The organism is Pseudomonas sp. Bout1 (assembly GCF_034314165.1).
GTDB lineage: Bacteria > Pseudomonadota > Gammaproteobacteria > Pseudomonadales > Pseudomonadaceae > Aquipseudomonas.
Genome location: NZ_JAVIWK010000001.1, coordinates 2,031,910 through 2,052,954, shown reverse-complemented (window position 1 = coordinate 2,052,954; position 21,045 = coordinate 2,031,910). Strand labels below are relative to the sequence as shown.

Genomic DNA, 21,045 nt, shown 5'->3' with positions numbered 1-21,045 from the left:
GGCGGTTGTTCATGATCGGCAGGAAGGGTTCAAAGCAAAGGTTCTTCAAGCACGCAACTGTACCGATGCGTTTGCACAAACTGAGTCGGCGGCAATGCCTCGGCACACACGGTTCGTGCATACCGGCAACGCGGGTGAAAGGCGCAACCATTGGGCAATTTCAGCGGGCTCGGCGGCTCACCCGGCAACGGTTCGCTGGGCAGCGGGCGGTACGGGTCAATCTCCGGAATCGCCTGGATCAACGCTGCCGTATACGGGTGGCGCGGGGCCATGAAGACCGCTTCCACCGGGCCTTCCTCGACGATTTTCCCCAGGTACATCACCGCCACTCGGTCGCACAGGCGGCGGACGATGGCCAGATCGTGGGCGATAAACAGGATCGCCAGGTTCATGCGCTGTTGCAGTTCCAGCAGCAGGTTGATGATTTGGCCCTGGATCGACACGTCCAAGGCGGCTACGCATTCATCGGCGATGATCAGCCGGGGCTCAACCGCCAGCGCCCGGGCGATGCCGACGCGCTGGCACTGGCCACCGCTGAGGGAGCCGGGCTTGCGGCTGGCGAGTTCGGGGCGCAGGCCTACCAGGTCGAGTAACTCGTCGACCCGGCGCGGGATATGTTCTGACGGCACCTTGCGCTGCACCCGCAGGACTTCGGCAATCGTTTCGCCGACGGTAAGGCGCGGGTTCAGGGCGGCGTAGGGATCCTGGAAGATCATTGCCGTCTCGTGCCGCAAACGCGCGATGTCGACCGGCCCGGCGTGGGCCATGTCGATGCCGTCGAACACCACCTGCCCGGCGCTGATCGGGTTGAGGTGCAGGATCGCCCGCCCCAGCGTGCTTTTGCCGCTGCCGGACTCACCCACCAAACCGAGGGTTTCACCGGCGCCCAGGGTTATCGATACCCCGTTGACCGCCCTCACCCACTGTTTATTCAGGCCGAACAGGCCGCTGCCGGCGGCGGCGAAACGCACCTCAAGGTCATTCACCTGTAGCAACGTCATGGGCGAACTCCCAAGGGATAGTGGCAGGCAACCCGTGCGCCTTCCGGCAACAGTTCGGTGCACAAGGGGCCGACCTGCGGGCAACGCGGGTTGAACCGGCAGCCTTTGGGCAATGCATCGAGCAACGGCGGTTGCCCGGCGATGGTGCGCAACAAGGCGTGGCCGCTGCTGGTGGCGGGCTGGCACTCGATGAGGCCGGCGGTGTACGGGTGTTGCGGATGCGCCAGCAGCTCGTATTTGCTGCCGTGCTCGCACAGGCGGCCGGCGTACATCACGGCAATGGAGTCACAGGTTTGCGCCACCACGCCCAGGTCGTGGGTGATCATGATGATCGACAGGCCGCGCTGGTCCCGCAGGTCCAGCAACAGGCGCAGGATCTGGGCCTGCACGGTGACGTCGAGGGCGGTGGTCGGCTCGTCGGCGATCAGCACGTGGGGGTTGCAACCCAGGGCCACAGCGATCATCGCCCGCTGGCGCATGCCGCCGGAAAACTCATGGGGATAATTGTCGACACGCGCTGTGGGATCGGGAATGCCAACCTGGCGCAACACCTCGATGGCTTGCCGGCGCGCCTCCTTTTTCGACGCGCCCTGGTGCAGGCGGATGCCTTCGGCGATCTGATCGCCAATGCGCATCAGCGGGTCGAGGTGGCTGCTGGGGTTCTGGAAAATCATCCCGAGTTGCCCGCCGCGCACCGCGCGCATGCCGGCATCATCCAGCTTTAGAAGCTCCTGGCCCGCCAAGCGTACCGAGCCACCCTGCACCCGCAAGCTTACGGACGGCAGCAACCGCATCAGCCCGCGACAGGCCATGGTCTTGCCCGAACCGCTTTCACCTACCAGGCCGAGGATCTCACCTTCGGCCAGGTCGAAAGACACCCGGTCCACCAACGTCACGTCGCGCCCGGTGTTATTGGCGATCACGCTCAGGTCTCGCACCTGTAACAGGCTCATGAGCGATCCCCCAACACGTGCGCCACACCATCGGCCAGCAGGCTGAAGCCCATGGCCAGGGTCACGATGGCCAGGCCCGGGAAGGTGCAAATCCACCAGGCCGTGGTGATAAATGCCTGGCCTTCGGCGACCATGGTGCCCCACTCGGCGGTCGGCGGCTGTACACCCAGGCCGAGGTAGCTGACCGCCGCGCCGTTGAGCAGCACCAGCACCGCGTCAGACATCGAGAACACAATCGAGCCGAACATCGCGTTGGGCAACAAATGCCGGAACAGAATGCGCCCATGGCCAAAACCCAGGCTTTTGGCGGCCAGGGCGAAGTCGCTTTCCTTGAGTACCAGGATTTGCGAACGAATCAGCCGCGCGTAAGACACCCAGCCCACCAGCGCCATGGCGATATAGAAGCTCTTCAAGCCCGGGCCGAGGATGGCCATGATCGCCAGCATCAGCACCAGGAACGGAAACGCGAGAATCACGTCGATGACCCGCATGCAGAAGCTGTCGAAACGCCCGCCGATATAACCGGACACCGCGCCGACAAAGGTGCCGATCAGGAATGGAAAGATCACCCCGACCACCGCCAGTTGCAGGTCGATGCGGGCGCCCCAGATCACCCTCGAAAGAATGTCGCGGCCGTAGTTGTCCGTACCAAATGGATGGGCCAGGCTGGGGCCCAATAAACTGATGTCGGTGTTTTGCGCAATCGGATCAAAGGGTGCGACCCACGGGGCGAACAGCGCCAGCGCCAGCCATATCAGCAGAATCAACAGGCCCCAGGCCGCAGTCAGTCGGCCGTTGCGAAATCCAAAGCGCAGGCGCAAGCGCCACGGGGCAATCAATGGGCGCGTGCTCATTGCATCTTCACTCGCGGGTCCAGCGCTACCGTCACCACGTCGGCGAAAAAGTTGACCAGCACGGTTGCGCAGGCCAGCACCATCGCCACGCCCTGCACCACCATGTAGTCGCGGGTGAAGATGCCGCGCACCAGCAACTGGCCGATGCCGGGAATCGCGAACAGGCTTTCGATCACCACTGTGCCGCTGATCAGCCAGCCAATGTTCACCGCCAACAGGTTGACCGCCGGCACCAGGGAATTGGGCAGCACGTGGCGACGAAATACAGCGGCCTCCGACAAACCCCGCGCCCGGGCAGCGGTCACGTGGTCGGCCTGCAATTCCATCAACATGCTCGCCCGCAGGTTGCGCACCAGCACCGCCGATAACGCGAGGGCGATGGTCAGGCACGGGAGGAGCATGTGGTGCGCCTTGTCCAGCCAGGTGCGCCCATAACCGGAGACCGGGAACAGGCCCCATTGCACGCTGAACAACAGGATCAGCATCAAGCCCAGCCAGAACGCCGGCATGCCCAGGCCGACGGTGGTGAACAGACGGACCAGGTTATCCGCCCAGCCGCCTTTATTACGTGCGGCCACGGTGGCCAGCGGCACCGCGATCAATAGCGCCAGCAGCACACTGCCCAGCACCAGGAACAGGGTCGGCTCGATGCGGGTGACGATCAGCTTCAATGCGTCGACCTTGTACAGCAGCGACTGGCCAAGATCGCCCTTGAGCAGGTTTTTCAGGAAGTAGAAATATTGCAGCCACAGTGGTTGGTCGAGGCCGTACTGGGCGCGGATCTTCAGCAACGCATCCGGGGTGCTGCGCGAACCCAGCAGGGCCCGCGCCGGGTCGCCGGGAATCGAGCGCACCAGCACAAAGGTGATCAGGCTGATGCCAAACAGCACCGGCAGCAATTGCAGCGGCCGGGACAGCACGAAACGGTAACGCGCCAGGTTCATCCGTCAGCCTCGGTGACGAGCAAGGAAGTCCAGCAGCACCGGGAAGTAAGCCTGCGGCTCCTCGTAAAACGGCATATGGCTGCTGTTGGGGAACACGTGCAGCTCGGCATGCCTGGCTGCGCTTTTCATGCGCATGGCGCAGGCCGGGGTGAGTTCGTCGTGCTGGCCGGTGGTGATCAGTATCGGCATCTTGAACTCGGCCATCTCGGGGATGCGGTTCCAGTCCTTGAGGTTGCCGATGTAGAGGAATTCGTTGGGGCCCTGCATGGTTTCGTAAGGCCCCATGTTCCAGTCGCCGAGGGAGCGCTGGACCGGCGCCGGCCACTCGTCCAGGCGGCAGACATGACGGTAGTTGAGCAAGGTGATGGCGGCCTGGTACTGCGGGTGGTCGAGGGTGCCCATGGCTTCGTGGCGTTGCATCATCGCCACGGTTTCGCTGCCCAGGGCGCCGCGCAGGCGCTCCAGCTCCAGGGACAGGTGCGGAATGTCGCCGACGGTGTTTTCCAGGATCAGGCTTTTCAGCGCGTCGGGGTAGTGAATGGCGTATTCGATGCCCAGCCATCCGCCCCACGAATGCCCCAGCAGGTGCACGCGACCCAGGCCAAGGGCCTGGCGCACGGTTTCGACTTCTTCGACATATCGGCTGATTTCCCACAGCGAAACATCGGTCGGCCTGGCTGATGCGCCGGTGCCAAGCTGGTCGAATGCAACCACTCGCAAGCCGTTTTCCTTGAGCCAGCCATGAGCATCGCGCAAGTAGTCGCAAGGCAGCCCTGGGCCGCCATTGAGACACAGCAGCACCTCATCGCCTTCGCCAAAGCTGTAGGCCACGAGGTTGTGGCCGTCGACTTGCACGTTGTACTGCTGGTCGGGGGCAATTTCACGCCACATGCATACATTCCTTGTTGTGTGTCGGCCCTGTGGAGAGTGGCCGTTTAGAGGCCAACACTACCGAGGATGCCGCGCGTCCATAACCTGGTAATTCTTATAGGTTTGGTCTGGCAGTCCTTCGCCGGGGCGTGGCATTCTACTTGCAGCAAGACGAGATTCAAATGAATTCGGGAGCAGAACGGATGCTGGCCAGGCTAACTGCATTTAATGACCGTCTCATCCCCGGCAGGAGCCTGGATGAACAGATGGACAACACCCTCGTATTGGCCCAGCACCTGGGTTTCGATGCGTTGGTCTACGATTACACCCCCGTTCCCATTGACCATAATGGTGCACTGATTACCCCGTCTGTGCTGCAACTGCGCAATACGCCGCCCGACTGGTACAACTTGTGGTGCAGCGCCGGGTTTTATCAGATTGACCCGGTGCAACACCTGGCGCTGTCTACGGTTTCTCCGTTTGTCTGGTCCTACGAGGCCAAGGCCGACACCGCGCTGCAAAAGATCATCGACCCCTGCCACGCCCCCGTTTCGAGCTACCTGCACGACCGGCAGATGACCTGCGGCGTCAGCGTACCGATCCACTTGCCCCGGGGCGGCTTCGCTTCACTGACCGGCTTGCGTACCGGCAAGGCCAGCACGGTATTACAGGATGCCCGCCATACCTTGTCGGAATTCAGCCTGATCACCCATGCCTTGCAGGAAGCTGCCTACCCGCTATTCAGCAAGGAACTGCGCTCCTACCCGCATATCCGCCTGACCAAACGTGAGCGCGAATGCCTCAAATGGGCCGCCGACGGTCTGACCGCCGCCGATATTGCCACGCAATTGAGCCGTTCCCTGGCCGTCGTCACCCTGCACCTGGCGTCAGCCATGCACAAGCTGGGGGCCAAAAACCGGGTTCAAGCGGTGGTACGCGCCACCCACTACCGGCTACTGGAAGACTGATCCGAAGGAAAAACCTAGCTGTTTTGCTAGTTACTTAAACGTTGCGTGCCGGCTATCGTGTACCTGATCACTTTTTCTCAGGGCAGGGCACGAAATGGAATTCATCGAAACAATCCGCGAAGGCTATGCGGCCTTTCGCGACTACCAAACCTGGTATCGGGTAACCGGCGACCTGCACAGTGGCCTCACGCCGCTGGTCATCCTGCATGGCGGCCCGGGTTGTACCCATGATTATGTCGACGCCTACAAGGACGTTGCGGCCAGTGGCCACGCGGTCATTCACTACGACCAACTGGGCAACGGCCGCTCCACGCACCTGCCAGACAAAGACCCGTCGTTCTGGACCGTAGGCTTGTTTTTGGAAGAACTGGACAACCTGCTGGACCACCTGCAAATCAGCAACAACTACGCCATCCTGGGGCAATCCTGGGGCGGCATGCTTGGCAGCGAGCACGCGATCCTGCAACCTGAGGGCTTGCGTGCGTTTATCCCGGCCAACTCGCCAACCTGCATGCGTACCTGGGTCAGCGAAGCCAACCGCCTGCGCAAATTATTGCCTGAAGGCGTGCACGAAACCCTGCTCAAGCACGAACAGGCCGGCACCTATCAAGACCCTGAATACCTGGTCGCTTCGCGGATTTTCTATGACCAGCACGTGTGCCGGGTCAATCCGTGGCCGGAAGAAGTCGCCCGCACATTTGCCCAGGTGGATGCAGACCCCACGGTGTATCACGCCATGAGCGGCCCGACCGAATTCCATGTGATTGGCAGTTTGAAAGACTGGAACGTGATTGGCCGGCTGTCGAAGGTCAATGTACCAACCCTGGTGATTTCCGGTCGGCATGACGAGGCCACCCCGTTGGTGGTCAAGCCGTTCCTGGATGAAATTGCCGATGTGCGCTGGGCGCTGTTCGAAGACTCCAGCCACATGCCCCATGTTGAAGAGCGGCAGGCGTGCATGGGCACGGTGGTGCAGTTTTTGGATGAGGCTTGTTCCGTGCCCCACAAAGCACTCAAGACTGGCTAACCAGCCGTAGCAGCTGTCGAGCCTTGGCGAGGCTGCGTAGCGGTGTGTCAGATACACCGCCGACGCAGCCTCGCCAAGGCTCGACAGCTGCTACGCAAAGATCGTCTGCTCCTTCAGACCTCGCTGGTCTGCGCCCTGCCCGGCACCGCCGCTTTCTTCGGCACATCAGCCAGCAATGGAATCTCCTTGCCCTCGGCATCAAACAACTTGCCGCCGCTGAAGTAATCCCCATCCCGCAACGCCGCTACATCCTGGAAGCACAAGCTGCGCTCGGTCCCGGCGACAAACACCGACTGCTGGTCCGAGTTGCCGGTGGTGAAGTGGTTGAACGCCAGGTTCAGCAGGATGGCCATGATCGCCGACGAACTGATGCCCGAATGGAAAATGGTCGCGAACCAGCTTGGGAAGTGGTCATAGAAACTCGGTGCCGCAATCGGGATCATGCCAAACCCGATGGAAGTGGCGACGATGATCAGGTTCATGTTGTTGCGGTAATCGACCTTGGACAAGGTACGGATACCACTGGCAGCCACAGTGCCGAACAGCACGATCCCGGCACCGCCCAACACTGAAGTCGGCACCGCCGCAATCACCCGGCCCATGAACGGCAGCAGGCCGAGGATCACCAGGAATACCCCGCCGGTGGCGACCACATAGCGACTCTTGACCCCGGTTACCGCCACCAGACCGACGTTCTGGGCGAAGGCACTCTGGGTGAACGAGCCAAAAATTGGCGCAAACATGCTCGACAGCATGTCGGCGCGCAGGCCATTGCCGAGGCGTTTGGAGTCGACCTTGGTGTCGATGATTTCACCCACCGCGAGAATATCCGCCGAGGTTTCCACCAGCGTCACCATCACCACGATGCACATGGAAATGATCGCTGCCAGGTGGAAGGTGGGCATGCCGAAATGGAAGGGCGCAGGGAAGCCGAACATCGGGCCCTGGGTCACGCTGGAGAAATCAGCCATGCCAAGGAACACCGCGATCACCGTACCGATCACCATCGCCAGCAAAATCGACAGCCGCGAGATAGTCGCACTGCCGATCTTGCTCAACAGCAACACCAGCGCCAGGGTCAGCGCCGCCAGGCCGATGTTCGGCATGCTGCCGAAATCCGCGGCGCGGCTGTTGCCGCCCATGGCCCAACGTGCGGCGACCGGCATCAAGGTCAGCCCGATGGTGGTGATCACAATGCCGGTGACCAGCGGCGGGAAGAATTTGGTTATTCGAGAGAATACCGGGGTGATCAACAAGCCGATCAGGGAGGCGGCCATCACCGCACCGAGAATCGCCGGAATACCGCCCGCGCCGTCGCTGCCAACAATCGCCACCATCGTCGCCACCCCGGCAAAGGACACCCCTTGCACCAGCGGTAACTGGCAGCCGAAGAACGGCAAGCCCAGGGTTTGCAACAGCGTGGCCAGGCCACCGGCAAACAGCGAGGCGGCGATCAGCAGGCCAATATCGGCCGGCGACAACCCGGCCGCCTGGCCGACGATCAACGGCACAGCCACGATGCCGCCGTACATGGTCAGTACATGCTGCAGGCCGTAAGCCATGTTGGCCGCGACGCCGAGATTCTCATCTTCTGGCCGCTGCGGTGACGCCTTCGGGATAGTCATGGTGGGGGTTCTCTGTTTTTGTTGTGCACTCACTGTATGCAATAGAAAGATTGGATGTCCATAGAGTTGTATACAATCACTTTCACAAAACAACCATGAACGCCGTTACAAAAATCCATTCAGCCGCCGTGCCCCGTGGCTTAGAGCGCTGCGCACAAGGACTTGAAAAAAATGCTCAATCGCAAGCTGCGCATTCACGCTCCGGCGATTTACTACTTCGACATGGTTCGCCGCTGCCATTCGATCCGCGAAGCTGCGCGCCGCCTGAACGTGGCCTCTTCAGCGGTGAACCGGCAGATTCTCAAGCTGGAAGATGAAGTCGGCGCGGCACTGTTCGAGCGCTTGCCCGGCGGGTTGCGCCTGACTGCGGCCGGGGAAATCCTGACCCGCCATGTGAGCTTCCTGTTGCAGGATGTGGAACGCGTGCGCGGCGAACTGGATGGCTTGAACGGCGTGCAGACCGGCCATGTGGAAATCGCCACGGTGGAAGGTGCCACCGTGGAACTGCTGCCCGCCGCCCTCAAGCGCATGCGTGAGCGCTATCCGAAGGTGACGATTGGCGTCACGGTGCAGGGTTCGCAGTCGATTCCTGGTGCTGTGGTGAATGGCCAGGCTGACCTGGGGCTGGCCTTTGCCTTACCGCGCAGCAGCGAAACCATCCAGGTGTGTGTCGGCCATTTCCGCCTGGGCGCGCTGATGGCGCCGGGGCATCCATTGGCCGGCGAGGCCAGCGTGAGTTACGCGCGTTGTTGCGAACACGGGGTGATCCAGGCCAAGAGTGAATTGTCGGTTCATCACCTGATTGCGCCGCTGCACAAGCGGTCCGCGGCGGCGAACAAGCCACTGCTGCACAGCAACTCCATGGAACTGGCCCGGCAATTGGCGCGCCAGCAACTGGGCATCGCGTTCCAGACGCGTATCGGCGTTGAAGCGGATTTAGCCCGCGGCGAACTGCTGCATATCCCGCTCAGCGACCAGGGCGGGATCTTCAGCGACCTCGGCTTGTACGCCCGCAAAGACCGCGACTTGCCGATGGCGGTGCAAGCCATGGCCCATTTGCTCAGTGAAGAAATCAGCCTGCGCGAACATCAGGAAACACCCTGGACACCGCGTATTTCCTGACTCACGGGCCAGCTTCAGTGCTGCCGTTTCGGCATCGGCCCAGGCGAGATTCTGTTCTTTGGAACCCACAACGGATGTGCGGATACTGCGCCCGGCGACCCTTGCACGGTTGCCATGAGCCAAAACGCCAAAGGAATTAAAACAATGAAAAAGGCACTGCACGGCGCAACCGTTCTACTCACTCTCTTCGGCGGCGGGGAGGCTGTCGCGCTGGAATGGATGAACAACAGCGTAGGATTTCGCTACGGGCAACAGTTCACCAATCCGAACAACCCGGACGACTTCAGCAAGCGCATCTACAGCTTCACCCACGCCAGCGGTTACCAGTACGGCAGCAATTACCTGAACCTCGATGTGTTCCTGTCCGACAGCCGCGACCCGCGCAAGGGCACCGACCACGGTGGCAGCGAAGTGTATGCCGTGTACCGGCATCAGCTGTACGCCTCACGGGTGTTCGATGTGCCGCTGGGCACCGGCGTGATCAAGGATTACGCCCTCACCTTCGGCTTTGACGCCAACCGCAACAACAACCTGGCGTCGGCGAAAAAGCGTGCGCTGGTGATTGGCCCGACCTTGAAGTTCAACACCGTGGGCGTACTGGACCTGAGCTTGATGTACTACAAGGAACGGAACCATTCAGGCATCCCTGGTGCGAAAGAACCCGACCACACCTTCGACGATACCTACATGGTCAACCTGACCTGGATGCGGCCTTTCGAGATCGGCAGCCATGGGGCCAAGTTCCAGGGGTTTATCAACCACGTCGGGGAAAAGGGCGAGGACTTCCATGGCCGCGATACCGCGCCGGAAACCCTGATGCGCACCGCGCTGATGGTGGCGGTGCGCCCAGGCAAGAGCGTCAAGCCTAACCTGTATCTGGGCGTGGGCTACGAGTACTGGCATAACAAGTTCGGCGTGGACGGTGGCCGGGGTAGCCGCACCTCCACGCCGACGGTGAACATGGAAGTGACGTTCTAGTCCCCCATGCTTGCTCAAGGAACCCGATCAACTGTGGGAGCTGGCTTGCCTGCGATAGCGGTGGGTCAGCCAATAATGATGTCGGATATGCCGCCCTCATCGCAGGCAAGCCAGCTCCTACACTTTGACGGCATTATCAGATCAAGCAGGTGCAAGTTCCGAGTCACTACCCTTCGGCCGCGCCAGCCAGTAGCCCAACACGGCCAATGGCGCGGTCGCCAGCATCACGATCGCAGTGATCAGCAGCGGCTGGTCGATCATCGACGACACGACCAAGCTCGCGAGAAAGCACAGGCCCAATTGCAAGGTGTTCTGCAAGGCCGCCGCTTTGCCGGAATTTTCCGCAAACGGCATCAGCGCATTCGCCACCACGATCGGGTAGCTGGCGCCGTTGACCAGCGCCATCAGGCAGAATGGAATCAGCAAGGTGGTGAGCGTCGGCACGGTCATGGTCGCAACCAGATACAGCGCCACCATGCTGATGCAATACGCCAGCAGCAGCCATGGCAACAAGGTCTTGCCCTGAAACCGCTGCAACGCGCTGCGGCAACTGTAGCCACCGATCAGGAACGACAGCGTCGGCAATACGTAGCTCAAGCCGATGTCGTTGGGGCTGTAGCCCATGCCGCCGAGGATGAACGGCGAGGCGGTGAGCCAGGCGAAGAAACTGGCCGAGCACGCGGCAAAGATCATCACGTTGCCGGTGAACACCCGCGACTTAAGCAATTGCCCATAGCCGAGACGGGAAGGTTCTGCATCGGTTGTCAGGCGTTTCGGCAGCGGTTTGAGAAACAATGTCGGCAACAGTAGCAACAGCGCCACCACCAATAACACGCCGAAAATCGCCTGCCAGCCCCAGTGATTCAACATCAACGCCCCCAGCAGTGGCGCGAGGGCCGGTGACAGCGACATCAGCGGCATGATTCCGGCAAAAACCCGATGCGCCTTGTCTGCCGGGTAGCGGTCAATTACCAGCGCCTGCCAGCTGACGGCGGCGGAACACACGCCAATCGCCTGCACAAAACGCAAGGCCAGCAGCTGCGGTGCGGTCTCGACCCAGAACATACCCAGGCAACCGAGTACAAACAAAGAGAGGCCGGTGAGCAGGATCGGCTTGCGCCCCAGCCGGTCGGAAAGCGGCCCCCACAACAACTGCCCCACGGCGAAGCCGGCGAGGAAAATGCTCAGGCTCGCGCCCACCGCGCCGGGAGAAATCTGCAATTGCTCGCCCATGGCGCCAAACGCCGGCAAGTACATATCCATGGCCAGATAGCCGAGCATGCTCAACCCCGCCAGGTACCACGTGAATCCAAAAGAATTTTTCATTGAAGCCTTGTATAACCTGCCATCAAACTATTTGCTGACTGGCGCCTATTATGAAGCTGAGTGCTTCCCTGTGAAGCGATAATAATTGGACTCTCTTATCAATTTTTTTGAAGGCAACGCCCATGTGGTCTGAATATTCCCTCGATGTCGTGGATGCGGTGGCCCGCCACGGCAGCTTCAGCGCCGCCGCCCAGGAACTGCACCGCGTGCCATCGGCCATCAGCTACACCGTGCGCCAAATCGAGGAGTGGTTGGCGGTACCGCTGTTTGTCCGACGTCACCGAGACGTGGAGCTGACACCCGCCGGTAAATTGTTCGTCGACGAAACCCGCAGCGTCATGAAAAAATGCTTGGCACTCGCCGGCTGTGCCAGCAGGTGGCCAATGGTTGGAGCGGCCAGTTGAAAGTCGCGGTGGATTCCATCGTTAAACAGCAGCGCTGCCGGCAACTGGTGCTGGATTTTTACCGGCAGTTCCCGGAGGTGGAATTGCTGCTCGATTACGAGGTGTACAACGGTGTGTGGGATGCCCTGGCCGACGAGCGGACCGACATCGTGATCGGCGCCACCAGCGCGGTGCCGGTGGCCAGTCAATTTACCTTTCGCGACATGGGCCTGTTGAACTGGTTGTGCGTGGTCAGCAGCCGCCACCCGCTGGCAGCGGTAGAGGGCCTGCTCAACGATGATCAACTAAGGCCCTTTGCCTCCCTGTGCATGACCGACACCTCGCGCAACCTGCCCAAGCGCGACACATGGACCCTGGATAACCAGCGCCGGTTGGTGGTGCCGCACTGGGCTTCGGCGATTGATTGCCTGCGCGATGGCCTGTGCGTCGGCATGGCACCGGCGCACCTGGTGCAGCCGTGGATCGAGCGCGGCGAGTTGAGCGCCCTGCAACTGTCCCGGCCCTTCCCCGCCAGCCCATCGTGCGTGGCCTGGGCGCAAAATAAACTGTCGCCCGCCATGGCCTGGCTGCTCGACTATCTGGGGGATACCGAGACCCTGAACCAGGAATGGCTGAACGGCCCCGTAGCCGCTGTCGAGCTTTAGCGAGGCTGCGTCGCCAGCGCCACCGTCATCGAGTCTGGCCCGAGACCGAGGTGCGGCCGACGCAGCCTCGCTGGCGCTCGACAGCTGCTACTACGGGGGATGGGGAGATCTAGTCCAGTAGGCGGCACAGCGCCCGCACGATCATCTCCACTTCCTTGGCATCGAGGGTCAGCGGCGGCAGCAGGCGAATGATCTTGCCCCGCGTGACGTTGATCAGCAGGCCATGCTCGTGGGCCGCACGCTGGGCCAGGTCGCGGTGAGGCGTCGCCAGCTCGATTCCGATCATCAGCCCCTGCCCACGAATCGCCAGCACCTGTGGATGCTCGCTCAACTCCACCCGCAGGCGCGCCAGCAAGCGCTCGCCCTGTTGCGCCGCGTTGTCCAGCAAGCCTTGTTCTTCAATGATCTCCAACACCGTACAGCCCACGCGACAGGCCAGCGGGTTGCCGCCAAAAGTGCTGCCGTGGCTGCCGGGAGTAAACAGTTGCGCAACGGCAGTTCGGGCCAGGCACGCGCCGATCGGCACCCCATTGCCCAGGCCTTTGGCCAGCGTCATCACGTCGGGCACGATGCCCTCATGCTGAAAGGCAAACCAGCGACCCGTGCGGCCGATCCCGGTCTGGATTTCATCGAGCATCAACAGCCAGCCTTGCCGGGTGCAGTGCTCGCGCAAGGCCTTCAGATACCCCGGCGGCGCGACTTGCACGCCGCTTTCGCCCTGGATCGGTTCCAGCAGCACCGCGACAATGCGCGGGCCGAATTCCTGGGTCACCGCCTCCAGCGCAGCCATGTCACCGAAGCCGACCTTGATAAAATCCCCGGGTAACTTTTGAAACCCCAGCCGCACCGACGGCCCGTCGCTGGCCGACAGGGTGCCCAGGGTGCGCCCATGAAAGGCATTTTCCATCACCACCACCAGCGGCTGTTCGATGCCCTTTTTCCAGCCATGCAGCCGGGCCAGCTTAAGTGCCGTCTCGTTGGCCTCGGCCCCGGAGTTGTTGAAAAACGCCTGGTCCAGGCCGGAAAGCTGGGCCAGGCGCTGGGCCAGACGTTGCTGCCAGTCGATGCTGTAGAGGTTTGAGGTGTGCAGCAGCAAACCGGCCTGTTCGCTGATCGCCGCCACCAGCCGTGGGTGGGAGTGACCGACGTTGGTCACCGCCACGCCCGCCACGGCGTCCAGGTATTCGCGGCCCTGCTGGTCCCACAGGCGCGTGCCAAGGCCACGGGTAAAGCTCAGGGGCGAGGGTTGATAAGTGGTCATCAGGCAGGCGGCGGTCATGGCGTCAGGCTCCAGTGCATCGTTGTGATGGCACCAGTATCGTTAGCCACCCGAGCTGGATAAACTGCACAACACTGCGATCACTTTAAATCAGGGCTTTACAATGGATCTGTTCCAGGCGATGACGGTGTACGTGAAAGTGGTGGAAGCCGGCAGCATGACGGCCGCGGCTCAGTCGTGCGGCATGTCTACCACCATGGTCGGCAATCACCTGCGCGCACTGGAGCAGCGCCTGGGAGTCAGCCTGCTCAAGCGCACTACGCGCAAGCAAAGCCTGACCGAGTTTGGCGGGATTTATTACCAGCGCTGCCTGGAAGTGCTGGGGCTGGTGGCCGACTCCGAGCAGATGGCCGAGCAAGCCAACAGCGACGTGCCCAAGGGCCTGCTGCGGATCACCGCACCACCGGCCTTTGGCACCGAGCGCCTGGCTCCGGCACTCAGCGAGTTTTCCCAGCGCTATCCACAGATCAAACTGTACGTGGTACTGAGCAACCAGCGGATGGACATGGTCGACAGCGGCTTCGACGTGGCCATCCGCCTGGGCGAACTGGACGCTCCCAGCCTGATTGCCCGGCCCATGCAGGATTACACCATCACCCTCTGCGCGTCCCCCAGTTACCTGGCGCGCCGGGGCACGCCTCAATTGCCCGACGATCTGCAGCAGCATGACTGCCTGGCATTCGCTTACCCCGCAACCGACGATTGGCGCAATGCCGACAAACTCTGGCGAATGCGCGGCGCAGAGGGCGAGGTGGAAATTCCGGTTGCCGGCTCATTGACCATCAACAGCTCGCAGGCCTTGCGCCAGGCTGCCCTGGAAGGCATGGGTATCGTGATGCTGCCGGATGCACTGGTAGAGCCCGACCTGCGGGCCGGGAAACTGGTGGCACTGCTGACGGACTACCAACTGCCCAGCCGGCCTATGCACTTGCTGTACGCCCAAGACCGCTATCGCCTGCCCAAGCTGCGGGCGTTCGTGGATTTCGTCATGCAGAACTGGGCGCGCTAGAGGCTTACCCCCAGTGCTTGCAGACGTTCGCGGGTATGTGCCGCCGAGACGTGGTGGACCCCCTGCCAACCCAGGGCAATGGCCGCCTCGACATTGCTGGCCACGTCATCAATAAACACCACTTCGCCCGGCTGAATATCCGGCAGATGGGCGCGCACCTGCGCCAGGCTGGCGTGGTAGATCGCCGCATCAGGCTTGATCAGTTTGATTTCGCCGGATACCACGATGTCGCGAAAATACTGCAGGAACGGGTAATTGGCCCGAGCATACGGAAAGGTTTCGGCAGACCAGTTGGTGAGGCCGAACAGCGGCATCTTCACTTCATGCAGGGCTTCGAGGATCGCCACGCCCTCGGGCAACGCGCCCCGCAGCATCTCGTGCCAGCGGTCGTAGTACGCCTGGATCAAGGGCTCGTGCTGCGGGTGTTCGGCAATCAGGGTGCGGGTCGCCTCGGCCAGGCTGCGCCCGGCGTCCTGCTCGGTGTTCCAGGCCTGGGTGCAGACCGTGTCCAGGAACTGCTGGCGTTCATGGTCGTCGGCAATCAACTGGCGGTACAGATGGTGCGGGTTCCAGTCGAACAGGACACCGCCGAAATCAAAGACTACTGCGCGAATCGTCATAAGGACATCTCCGTTTCAAACACCTGCAGATGCGGGATAAATGGACTGCATAACTACGTCTCGAACCACTTCAGATATGTCCGACAGACCGGACTAGACGGGTTGCTTAGCGTCGACGGTGCAATCGCTCACACATTTGTCCGGAAGGGAACTCCACAAAACTTACGACACATCGCAATGAAGTTGGAGGTAACCCATGAACACTATTAATACTTCCCTTATTTCTCCATCAAACGCCAGTAGAGCAATGATGGAAAGTCGCCAAATTGAACAGAATGGCGGATCGGTCCCGCTGGAAAAGCCGTCCGTGGAGTCGGCGATCGAACGGGTCAAGGGCCAGACCGGAATTGCGTCAGGCCATCTTGCACCTTTCCAGCGCCTGGCCGCCGAGCACAATACCATCATCGGGGTACGTGCCGTCGAGCCAGTGGCAACCGGGCTGATTGAGGCAGGGCATCCCACCAAGGACTTTCATATCAAAGGCAAAAGTGCCGACTGGGGGCCGCAGGCCGGCCTTATCTGCGTGGACCAGGCGCTCAGTAAACTGGAGAAGTTTGCCGAAAACAATCCGCAGAAAATCGCCAAGGCCAACGAGCAAACCACCGGCAGCATCCAGGATGGCTCTGCGGTTTCAGTTCCGTTGACGGTGTCGAGCAACCGCCTTAACGACCTGCTGAAGCTCGGTAAAATTGATCAGCTCCAAGCCGAGACCCCACACGGCGTCATACGTTTCAGTGCACAAGGGCCAAGCCATCAAATGTATGCATTCGAAGGCAAGCGCCAATCCCCTTTAGATAACAACTTTCAAATCACGCACCAAGGCAAGCCTGTCGAAGTGCTGGCAAAAACCGAAGGTGGCAAGGCCCTGACGGCTGACTATGACTTGTACTTGATCGGCCCTCACCTAAGTGACTTGGGCCCGCAAGACAAACTGCCCGTGCCGGATATCGCCCACAGTGTGTTTAAAGAACGGATTGATGGCTACAAACAGCGCAGTGCAGATCCCAATCAATACGAGGCGCCACATGAACTGCGCGAAGACTATGAAAGCGCCGGTCGTTTTTATCAAAAGGAAGACAGCAACATCGGCAATGCCACGTCGCGAATAGCAAACATGATCCCGGCGATCAATGAGGCGCTGGTGGGGAGCGGAGAGTGGGTAGTTCACCACAATGCTGATTCAGGAAGCCCGGCAACAGATGTTGCTGCCAACTATCCAGTGACCTTTTTCCTGCCTGCCAAACTCGGACGGTTCGACGAAGTCTCCATCATCAGCGACGGCAAGGAAATGGCAGAACTGATCCGAACAGCCAAAGACAGTGGTTACCACATGCCCTTGAACCCACTGTGGGAAAAAGAGGTGGTAAACGTCAGGCGGCCCGCGTTCAGCGAGGCACAAGCGCGCCTCTCTTCATCCCGGACCGCCTGAGGTTGTGAAGTAACCCGGCCACGGCCTTGATAACACCTCTTCAAGGTCGCGGCCTGCTCACTTCGCTTAAGCCTGAACCAGGCCCTTGATCTTCACGGTCGGGTTGACGTCAGCGTCGTAGTCCACGCCGTCAATCTCAAAACCGAACAGGCGCAGGAACTCCGCCTTGTAGCCGGCAAAATCGCTGATCTCGTTGACGTTGTCGTCAGAGACCTGATTCCACAGCGCCGCGACCGCGTCCTGAACCTTCGGCTCAAGTTCCTTGAGGTCGGCACGCAGGCGGCCATCGGCGTCGAGCTTGGGCTCTTTGCCATACAGGCTGTCCTTGAACAGGCCGTAGACCTGCTCGATGCAACCTTCGTGGGTGCCCTGCTCTTTCATCACTTTAAACAGCAGCGACAGGTACAGCGGCATGATCGGGATCGCCGAGCTGGCCTGGGTTACCACGGCCTTGAGTACCGACACACGGGCGTCGCCCTTCAGTGCAGCCAGGTTCTCGCGCAGGGTCAGGACTTTTTTGTCCAGGTCTTTCTTGGCCTCGCCAATGGAACCGTTCCAGTAGATGTCCTGGGTCAGCTTCTCGCCGAGGTAGGTGAACGCGGTGGTCTTGGCGCCTTCGGCCAATACATCGGCGTCACGCAGGGCGTCGATCCACAGCTGCCAGTCTTCGCCGCCCATGACTTTCACGGTGCCGTCGATTTCTTCCTGGGTGGCCGGCTCAAGGGTAGTGTCGACCACGACGCCCTTGTCGGTGTTGATGCCGCGCAGGGTTACGGCCTTGCCGATCGGCTTGAGCGTGGAGGTGTGCACCACGCCTTGCGGGTCGGTACGGCGCGGCGCGGCCAGGCTGTAGACCACCAGGTCGATCTTGCCCAGGTCTTTCTTGATGGTTTCGATGGTCAGGCGCTTGATCTCATCGGAGAACGCATCGCCATTGATGCTCTTGGCGTACAGGCCTTTTTCCAGTGCAAACTTCTCGAAGGCGGCGCTGTTGTACCAGCCGGCAGAGCTCAGTTTGCCTTCTTCGCCTTCTTTCTCAAAAAACACGCCCAGGGTGTCGGCACCGCAGCCAAAGGCAGCGCTGATGCGCGCGGCAAGGCCGTAGCCGGTGGAAGCCCCGAGGACCAGCACCTTTTTCGGGCCGCCTTCAATGGCACCGTGTTCGGTCACGTAGTCGATCTGCTCTTTGACATTCGCTTCACAGCCAACCGGGTGAGCGGTCACACAGATAAAGCCACGAACCCGCGGTTTGATGATCATAAAATTTCTGCCTCTTCCAAGGTGCCGAAGGCCAATGGTGGCCATTACAGCGTCAATCGTACCGGTCTATGACGCCCGGAAAACCGAAGCGTCACGATAGTCGCAAATCTTCTGTTCACAAAATGCTATCCGCAACACGCCGGATCCGGCTATCAGCGCGGCATTTTAAGGGGACAACGGTAAAAATCTGTGTAGTGGCTTCACACATTTCCCGCATTTAAAACGCCACGTGCACGCGATAACACCCTATCATGACCGAATCATTTCGATATGTTTCAGCTCAGGCATGATGGCCCACGGGTTGACTGACGCCTTTGCCTTGGCCTGCGAGTCCATCGCGGACGGTTTTGAAGCAATCGAAAGCCGCCCGATGGAGCCACGTTTCATGAGTAAGAGTGTCATCCGCAAACGCCTGGCGTCCGCCGCCTGGGTACTTGGCGTGTTGCTGTTCATTTATTGCTTCCCGCGCACCACCCTGGTGTTTCTGCTGCTGGTGGTGTTCTGCGGGCTGTACGATTTTTTGCGCAATGGCCTGTACGACGGTGCGACCATTAAAAAGTACTTCATCGGCAACGGCCGCAATACCTGGCTGCTGGCGCCGTTCAATACGCTGTTTGACCTGGTGAGCCAGCGTAATCGCCACGTTTATAAAATGAACGACCTGCCGCCGGCCTGGCGCGAAGACCTGCAAAAGGTCATCGACGATGCGATGGCCAACAAAGACGAAATCATCCATTACCTGGATGAGCGCATGGCCGAGAAAAAGCGCGGCATGTTGTTCTTCCAATGGTACGGCCGCCCGATCGAGACCAGCCTGGATATCCCGCAACTGCGGGAAAAACTGCCCTACGTGAAAACCATCGGCGTGTCGGTATTCAATGAAAACCGCTCCACCTCGTTTCACTTCGGCCCGCTGCGCATGATGTTCCGCGTGCTCTACAACATGGCACCGGCACCGCATCACGAGGGCGTTTACATCCAGGTCGGCAAGCACAAGCATTACTGGCACGATAACCCGCTGTTTATCTTCGATGACACGCTGATGCATGCCTCCTTCAATAAGAACGATGCCAAGCGCTACTGCCTGTTCATCGATATCGTGCGGCCAACCCGGGTACCGTCCCTGCTCAATGGCCTGATCGCGGGCTTTGCCGGAGCGGTCTTTACCTTGCGGCGGTTTTTCTACAAAAACTGGAAGCTGATTCAGTAACTTCTGCGGCATGATGGTGCGCGACGGTGTTTGCGCTCGGCTCCAGTGCCGAGGAAAATAACCGTCCAATGCGACCGAAAACGGCGCGTACTCTCCTCAAGCCACTGGCCTTCCATGGTCCGGTGGCTGTGCTTTCAGGGAATCAGAATGCCCCAAAGACAAGTCATCAATGCCTCCGTAAGCCCTAAAGGCAGCCTTGAAACGCTGTCGCAACGTGAAGTCCAGCAACTGAGCGAAGCCGGTACCGGCAGCATCTACACCCTCTTTCGTCAATGCGCCCTGGCCATCCTCAACACCGGCGCGCATATCGACAACGCCAAGACCATCCTCGACGCCTACAAAGATTTCGAAGTGCGCATCCACCAGCAAGACCGCGGCGTGCGCCTGGAACTGCTGAACGCCCCGGCTGACGCCTTCGTGGATGGCGAAATGATCGCCAGTACCCGTGAGATGCTGTTCAGCGCCCTGCGCGACATTGTCTATACCGAAAACGAACTGGACAGCCAGCGCATCGATCTGAGCAGCTCCCAGGGCATCACCGACTACGTGTTCCACCTGCTGCGCAACGCCCGCACCCTGCGCCCGGGCGTGGAGCCGAAGATCGTGGTGTGCTGGGGCGGGCACTCGATCAATACCGAAGAATACAAATACACCAAGAAAGTCGGCCACGAACTGGGCCTGCGCAGCCTCGACGTGTGCACTGGCTGCGGCCCTGGCGTGATGAAAGGCCCGATGAAGGGCGCGACGATTTCCCACGCCAAGCAACGCATTACCGGCGGGCGCTACCTGGGCCTGACCGAGCCTGGGATCATCGCCGCCGAGGCACCGAACCCGATCGTCAACGAGCTGGTGATCTTGCCGGACATCGAAAAGCGCCTGGAAGCCTTTGTGCGCGTCGGTCACGGCATCATCATCTTCCCGGGCGGCGCGGGCACGGCTGAAGAGTTCCTGTACCTGCTGGGCATCCTGATGCATCCGGACAACCGCGACGTGCCGTTCCCGGTGATCCTCACCGGGCCGAAACACGCCGCGCCGTACCTGCAACAGCTGCACGCGTTTGTCGGCGCAACCCTGGGGGACGCGGCCCAGGCCCATTACCAGATCATCATCGATGACCCGGCTGAAGTGGCACGGCAGATGACCGCCGGCTTGAAAGCGGTCAAACAGTTCCGCCGTGAGCGCAACGACGCGTTCCACTTCAACTGGCTATTGAAGATCGACGAGGGCTTCCAGCGCCCGTTCGACCCCACCCACGCCAACATGGCCAGCCTGCAACTGAGCCACGCGCTGCCGCCCCATGAACTGGCGGCCAACCTGCGCCGGGCGTTCTCGGGGATCGTGGCGGGCAACGTCAAGGACAAGGGTATTCGCCTGATCGAGCAGAACGGGCCGTATGAGATCCATGGCGACCCGGCGATCATGAAGCCGCTGGATGAGTTGCTGAAGGCATTTGTGGAGCAGCACCGGATGAAACTGCCGGGCGGCGCTGCCTATGTGCCGTGCTATCGCGTGGTGCAGTGAG

The 21,045-nt window shown here is 60.7% G+C and carries 18 protein-coding genes and 1 pseudogene; 9 read left to right on the top strand and 10 right to left on the bottom strand.

All coding sequences use genetic code 11. The features are described from left to right. Positions 1-29: 29 nt before the first annotated feature. From RGV33_RS09345 to RGV33_RS09325, 5 genes are read right to left on the bottom strand one after another with little or no spacing between them, the layout of a single operon-like run. Positions 30-1,001, bottom strand: a complete 972-nt coding sequence (locus tag RGV33_RS09345) for an ABC transporter ATP-binding protein (RefSeq protein ID WP_322144021.1) — start codon at positions 999-1,001, stop codon at positions 30-32. After that, positions 998-1,954 carry an ABC transporter ATP-binding protein gene (locus RGV33_RS09340; protein WP_322144020.1) on the bottom strand — a complete coding sequence of 319 codons (957 nt, stop codon included), beginning with the start codon at positions 1,952-1,954 and terminating at the stop codon, positions 998-1,000. The genes RGV33_RS09345 and RGV33_RS09340 overlap by 4 nt, the downstream gene beginning before the upstream one ends. Continuing rightward, positions 1,951-2,808 carry an ABC transporter permease gene (locus RGV33_RS09335; RefSeq protein WP_322144019.1) on the bottom strand — a complete coding sequence of 286 codons (858 nt, stop codon included), beginning with the start codon at positions 2,806-2,808 and terminating at the stop codon, positions 1,951-1,953. Before RGV33_RS09335 ends, RGV33_RS09340 begins: the two co-directional genes overlap by 4 nt. Next, complete coding sequence (locus tag RGV33_RS09330; RefSeq protein WP_322144018.1) at positions 2,805-3,752, bottom strand: ABC transporter permease; 948 nt, start codon at positions 3,750-3,752, stop codon at positions 2,805-2,807. The genes RGV33_RS09335 and RGV33_RS09330 overlap by 4 nt, the downstream gene beginning before the upstream one ends. Before the next feature lie 3 nt (positions 3,753-3,755). Then, the gene (locus tag RGV33_RS09325) at positions 3,756-4,643 is read right to left on the bottom strand and encodes a proline iminopeptidase-family hydrolase (protein WP_322144017.1); all 888 of its coding nucleotides are present in this window, start codon (positions 4,641-4,643) and stop codon (positions 3,756-3,758) included. A gap of 182 nt (positions 4,644-4,825) precedes the next feature. Between RGV33_RS09325 and RGV33_RS09320 the strand changes: the two genes are divergently transcribed. Next, on the top strand, positions 4,826-5,590 hold the full coding sequence (locus RGV33_RS09320; RefSeq protein ID WP_322148644.1) for a LuxR family transcriptional regulator: 765 nt from the start codon (positions 4,826-4,828) through the stop codon (positions 5,588-5,590). A 94-nt stretch (positions 5,591-5,684) separates the two neighbouring features. Beyond that, a complete protein-coding gene (locus tag RGV33_RS09315) occupies positions 5,685-6,617 on the top strand; it encodes a proline iminopeptidase-family hydrolase (protein WP_322144016.1) in 933 nt (310 codons plus the stop codon). 113 nt (positions 6,618-6,730) lie between these two features. Here the strand turns inward: RGV33_RS09315 and RGV33_RS09310 are convergent, their stop codons facing one another. Then, a complete protein-coding gene (locus RGV33_RS09310; RefSeq protein ID WP_322144015.1) occupies positions 6,731-8,242 on the bottom strand; it encodes a nucleobase:cation symporter-2 family protein in 1,512 nt (503 codons plus the stop codon). 171 nt (positions 8,243-8,413) lie between these two features. On the opposite strand from RGV33_RS09310, the gene RGV33_RS09305 reads away from it, so the two are divergent. Together RGV33_RS09305 and RGV33_RS09300 are read left to right on the top strand one after the other, a co-directional pair. Beyond that, positions 8,414-9,364 carry a LysR family transcriptional regulator gene (locus RGV33_RS09305; RefSeq protein WP_322144014.1) on the top strand — a complete coding sequence of 317 codons (951 nt, stop codon included), beginning with the start codon at positions 8,414-8,416 and terminating at the stop codon, positions 9,362-9,364. Between the two features lie 144 nt (positions 9,365-9,508). Next, positions 9,509-10,342 (top strand): nucleoside-binding protein, encoded by an 834-nt coding sequence (locus RGV33_RS09300; RefSeq protein ID WP_322144013.1) that lies wholly within the window; start codon positions 9,509-9,511, stop codon positions 10,340-10,342. A gap of 141 nt (positions 10,343-10,483) precedes the next feature. Here RGV33_RS09300 and punC read toward each other — a convergent pair whose 3' ends face one another. Continuing rightward, positions 10,484-11,668, bottom strand: a complete 1,185-nt coding sequence (gene punC, locus RGV33_RS09295; RefSeq protein WP_322144012.1) for a purine nucleoside transporter PunC — start codon at positions 11,666-11,668, stop codon at positions 10,484-10,486. Positions 11,669-11,790: 122 nt separating this feature from the next. Here punC and punR point away from each other — a divergent pair. Continuing rightward, a pseudogene (gene punR / locus RGV33_RS09290) lies at positions 11,791-12,716 on the top strand (DNA-binding transcriptional activator PunR). Between the two features lie 109 nt (positions 12,717-12,825). On the opposite strand, the gene RGV33_RS09285 reads toward punR, so the two are convergent. Further along, the gene (locus tag RGV33_RS09285; RefSeq protein ID WP_322144011.1) at positions 12,826-13,995 is read right to left on the bottom strand and encodes an aspartate aminotransferase family protein; all 1,170 of its coding nucleotides are present in this window, start codon (positions 13,993-13,995) and stop codon (positions 12,826-12,828) included. A gap of 103 nt (positions 13,996-14,098) precedes the next feature. On the opposite strand from RGV33_RS09285, the gene RGV33_RS09280 reads away from it, so the two are divergent. After that, complete coding sequence (locus RGV33_RS09280) at positions 14,099-15,004, top strand: LysR family transcriptional regulator (RefSeq protein WP_322144010.1); 906 nt, start codon at positions 14,099-14,101, stop codon at positions 15,002-15,004. Here the strand turns inward: RGV33_RS09280 and RGV33_RS09275 are convergent. Next, a complete protein-coding gene (locus tag RGV33_RS09275) occupies positions 15,001-15,624 on the bottom strand; it encodes an HAD family phosphatase (protein ID WP_322144009.1) in 624 nt (207 codons plus the stop codon). The genes RGV33_RS09280 and RGV33_RS09275 overlap by 4 nt on opposite strands. A 196-nt stretch (positions 15,625-15,820) precedes the next feature. On the opposite strand from RGV33_RS09275, the gene RGV33_RS09270 reads away from it, so the two are divergent. Then, the gene (locus RGV33_RS09270) at positions 15,821-17,053 is read left to right on the top strand and encodes an anthrax toxin-like adenylyl cyclase domain-containing protein (RefSeq protein WP_322144008.1); all 1,233 of its coding nucleotides are present in this window, start codon (positions 15,821-15,823) and stop codon (positions 17,051-17,053) included. Between the two features lie 66 nt (positions 17,054-17,119). Here RGV33_RS09270 and fabV read toward each other — a convergent pair whose 3' ends face one another. After that, positions 17,120-18,313 (bottom strand): enoyl-ACP reductase FabV, encoded by a 1,194-nt coding sequence (fabV, locus tag RGV33_RS09265; RefSeq protein WP_322144007.1) that lies wholly within the window; start codon positions 18,311-18,313, stop codon positions 17,120-17,122. A 385-nt stretch (positions 18,314-18,698) separates the two neighbouring features. Here fabV and RGV33_RS09260 point away from each other — a divergent pair, with 385 nt between their 5' ends. Next, a complete protein-coding gene (locus tag RGV33_RS09260; RefSeq protein ID WP_322144006.1) occupies positions 18,699-19,523 on the top strand; it encodes an aspartyl/asparaginyl beta-hydroxylase domain-containing protein in 825 nt (274 codons plus the stop codon). A 147-nt stretch (positions 19,524-19,670) separates the two neighbouring features. Continuing rightward, entirely contained in the window at positions 19,671-21,044 is a 1,374-nt protein-coding gene (gene ppnN / locus RGV33_RS09255; RefSeq protein WP_322144005.1) for a nucleotide 5'-monophosphate nucleosidase PpnN, read from the top strand. The last annotated feature ends 1 nt before the right edge of the window (position 21,045 follow it).

Excerpts from the sequence above, each read along its gene's own strand:
- RGV33_RS09325 (WP_322144017.1), bottom strand. The coding sequence starts at position 4,643 with ATGTGGCGTGAAATTGCCCCCGACCAGCAGTACAACGTGCAAGTCGAC.
- RGV33_RS09300 (WP_322144013.1), top strand. The coding sequence starts at position 9,509 with ATGAAAAAGGCACTGCACGGCGCAACCGTTCTACTCACTCTCTTCGGC.
- RGV33_RS09260 (WP_322144006.1), top strand. The coding sequence starts at position 18,699 with ATGAGTAAGAGTGTCATCCGCAAACGCCTGGCGTCCGCCGCCTGGGTA.
- RGV33_RS09280 (WP_322144010.1), top strand. The coding sequence starts at position 14,099 with ATGGATCTGTTCCAGGCGATGACGGTGTACGTGAAAGTGGTGGAAGCC.
- RGV33_RS09330 (WP_322144018.1), bottom strand. The coding sequence starts at position 3,752 with ATGAACCTGGCGCGTTACCGTTTCGTGCTGTCCCGGCCGCTGCAATTG.
- ppnN (WP_322144005.1), top strand. The coding sequence starts at position 19,671 with ATGCCCCAAAGACAAGTCATCAATGCCTCCGTAAGCCCTAAAGGCAGC.
- punC (WP_322144012.1), bottom strand. The coding sequence starts at position 11,668 with ATGAAAAATTCTTTTGGATTCACGTGGTACCTGGCGGGGTTGAGCATG.
- RGV33_RS09270 (WP_322144008.1), top strand. The coding sequence starts at position 15,821 with ATGAACACTATTAATACTTCCCTTATTTCTCCATCAAACGCCAGTAGA.
- RGV33_RS09305 (WP_322144014.1), top strand. The coding sequence starts at position 8,414 with ATGCTCAATCGCAAGCTGCGCATTCACGCTCCGGCGATTTACTACTTC.
- RGV33_RS09320 (WP_322148644.1), top strand. The coding sequence starts at position 4,826 with ATGCTGGCCAGGCTAACTGCATTTAATGACCGTCTCATCCCCGGCAGG.
- RGV33_RS09335 (WP_322144019.1), bottom strand. The coding sequence starts at position 2,808 with ATGAGCACGCGCCCATTGATTGCCCCGTGGCGCTTGCGCCTGCGCTTT.
- RGV33_RS09285 (WP_322144011.1), bottom strand. The coding sequence starts at position 13,995 with ATGACCGCCGCCTGCCTGATGACCACTTATCAACCCTCGCCCCTGAGC.
- RGV33_RS09345 (WP_322144021.1), bottom strand. The coding sequence starts at position 1,001 with ATGACGTTGCTACAGGTGAATGACCTTGAGGTGCGTTTCGCCGCCGCC.
- RGV33_RS09340 (WP_322144020.1), bottom strand. The coding sequence starts at position 1,954 with ATGAGCCTGTTACAGGTGCGAGACCTGAGCGTGATCGCCAATAACACC.
- RGV33_RS09310 (WP_322144015.1), bottom strand. The coding sequence starts at position 8,242 with ATGACTATCCCGAAGGCGTCACCGCAGCGGCCAGAAGATGAGAATCTC.
- RGV33_RS09315 (WP_322144016.1), top strand. The coding sequence starts at position 5,685 with ATGGAATTCATCGAAACAATCCGCGAAGGCTATGCGGCCTTTCGCGAC.
- fabV (WP_322144007.1), bottom strand. The coding sequence starts at position 18,313 with ATGATCATCAAACCGCGGGTTCGTGGCTTTATCTGTGTGACCGCTCAC.
- RGV33_RS09275 (WP_322144009.1), bottom strand. The coding sequence starts at position 15,624 with ATGACGATTCGCGCAGTAGTCTTTGATTTCGGCGGTGTCCTGTTCGAC.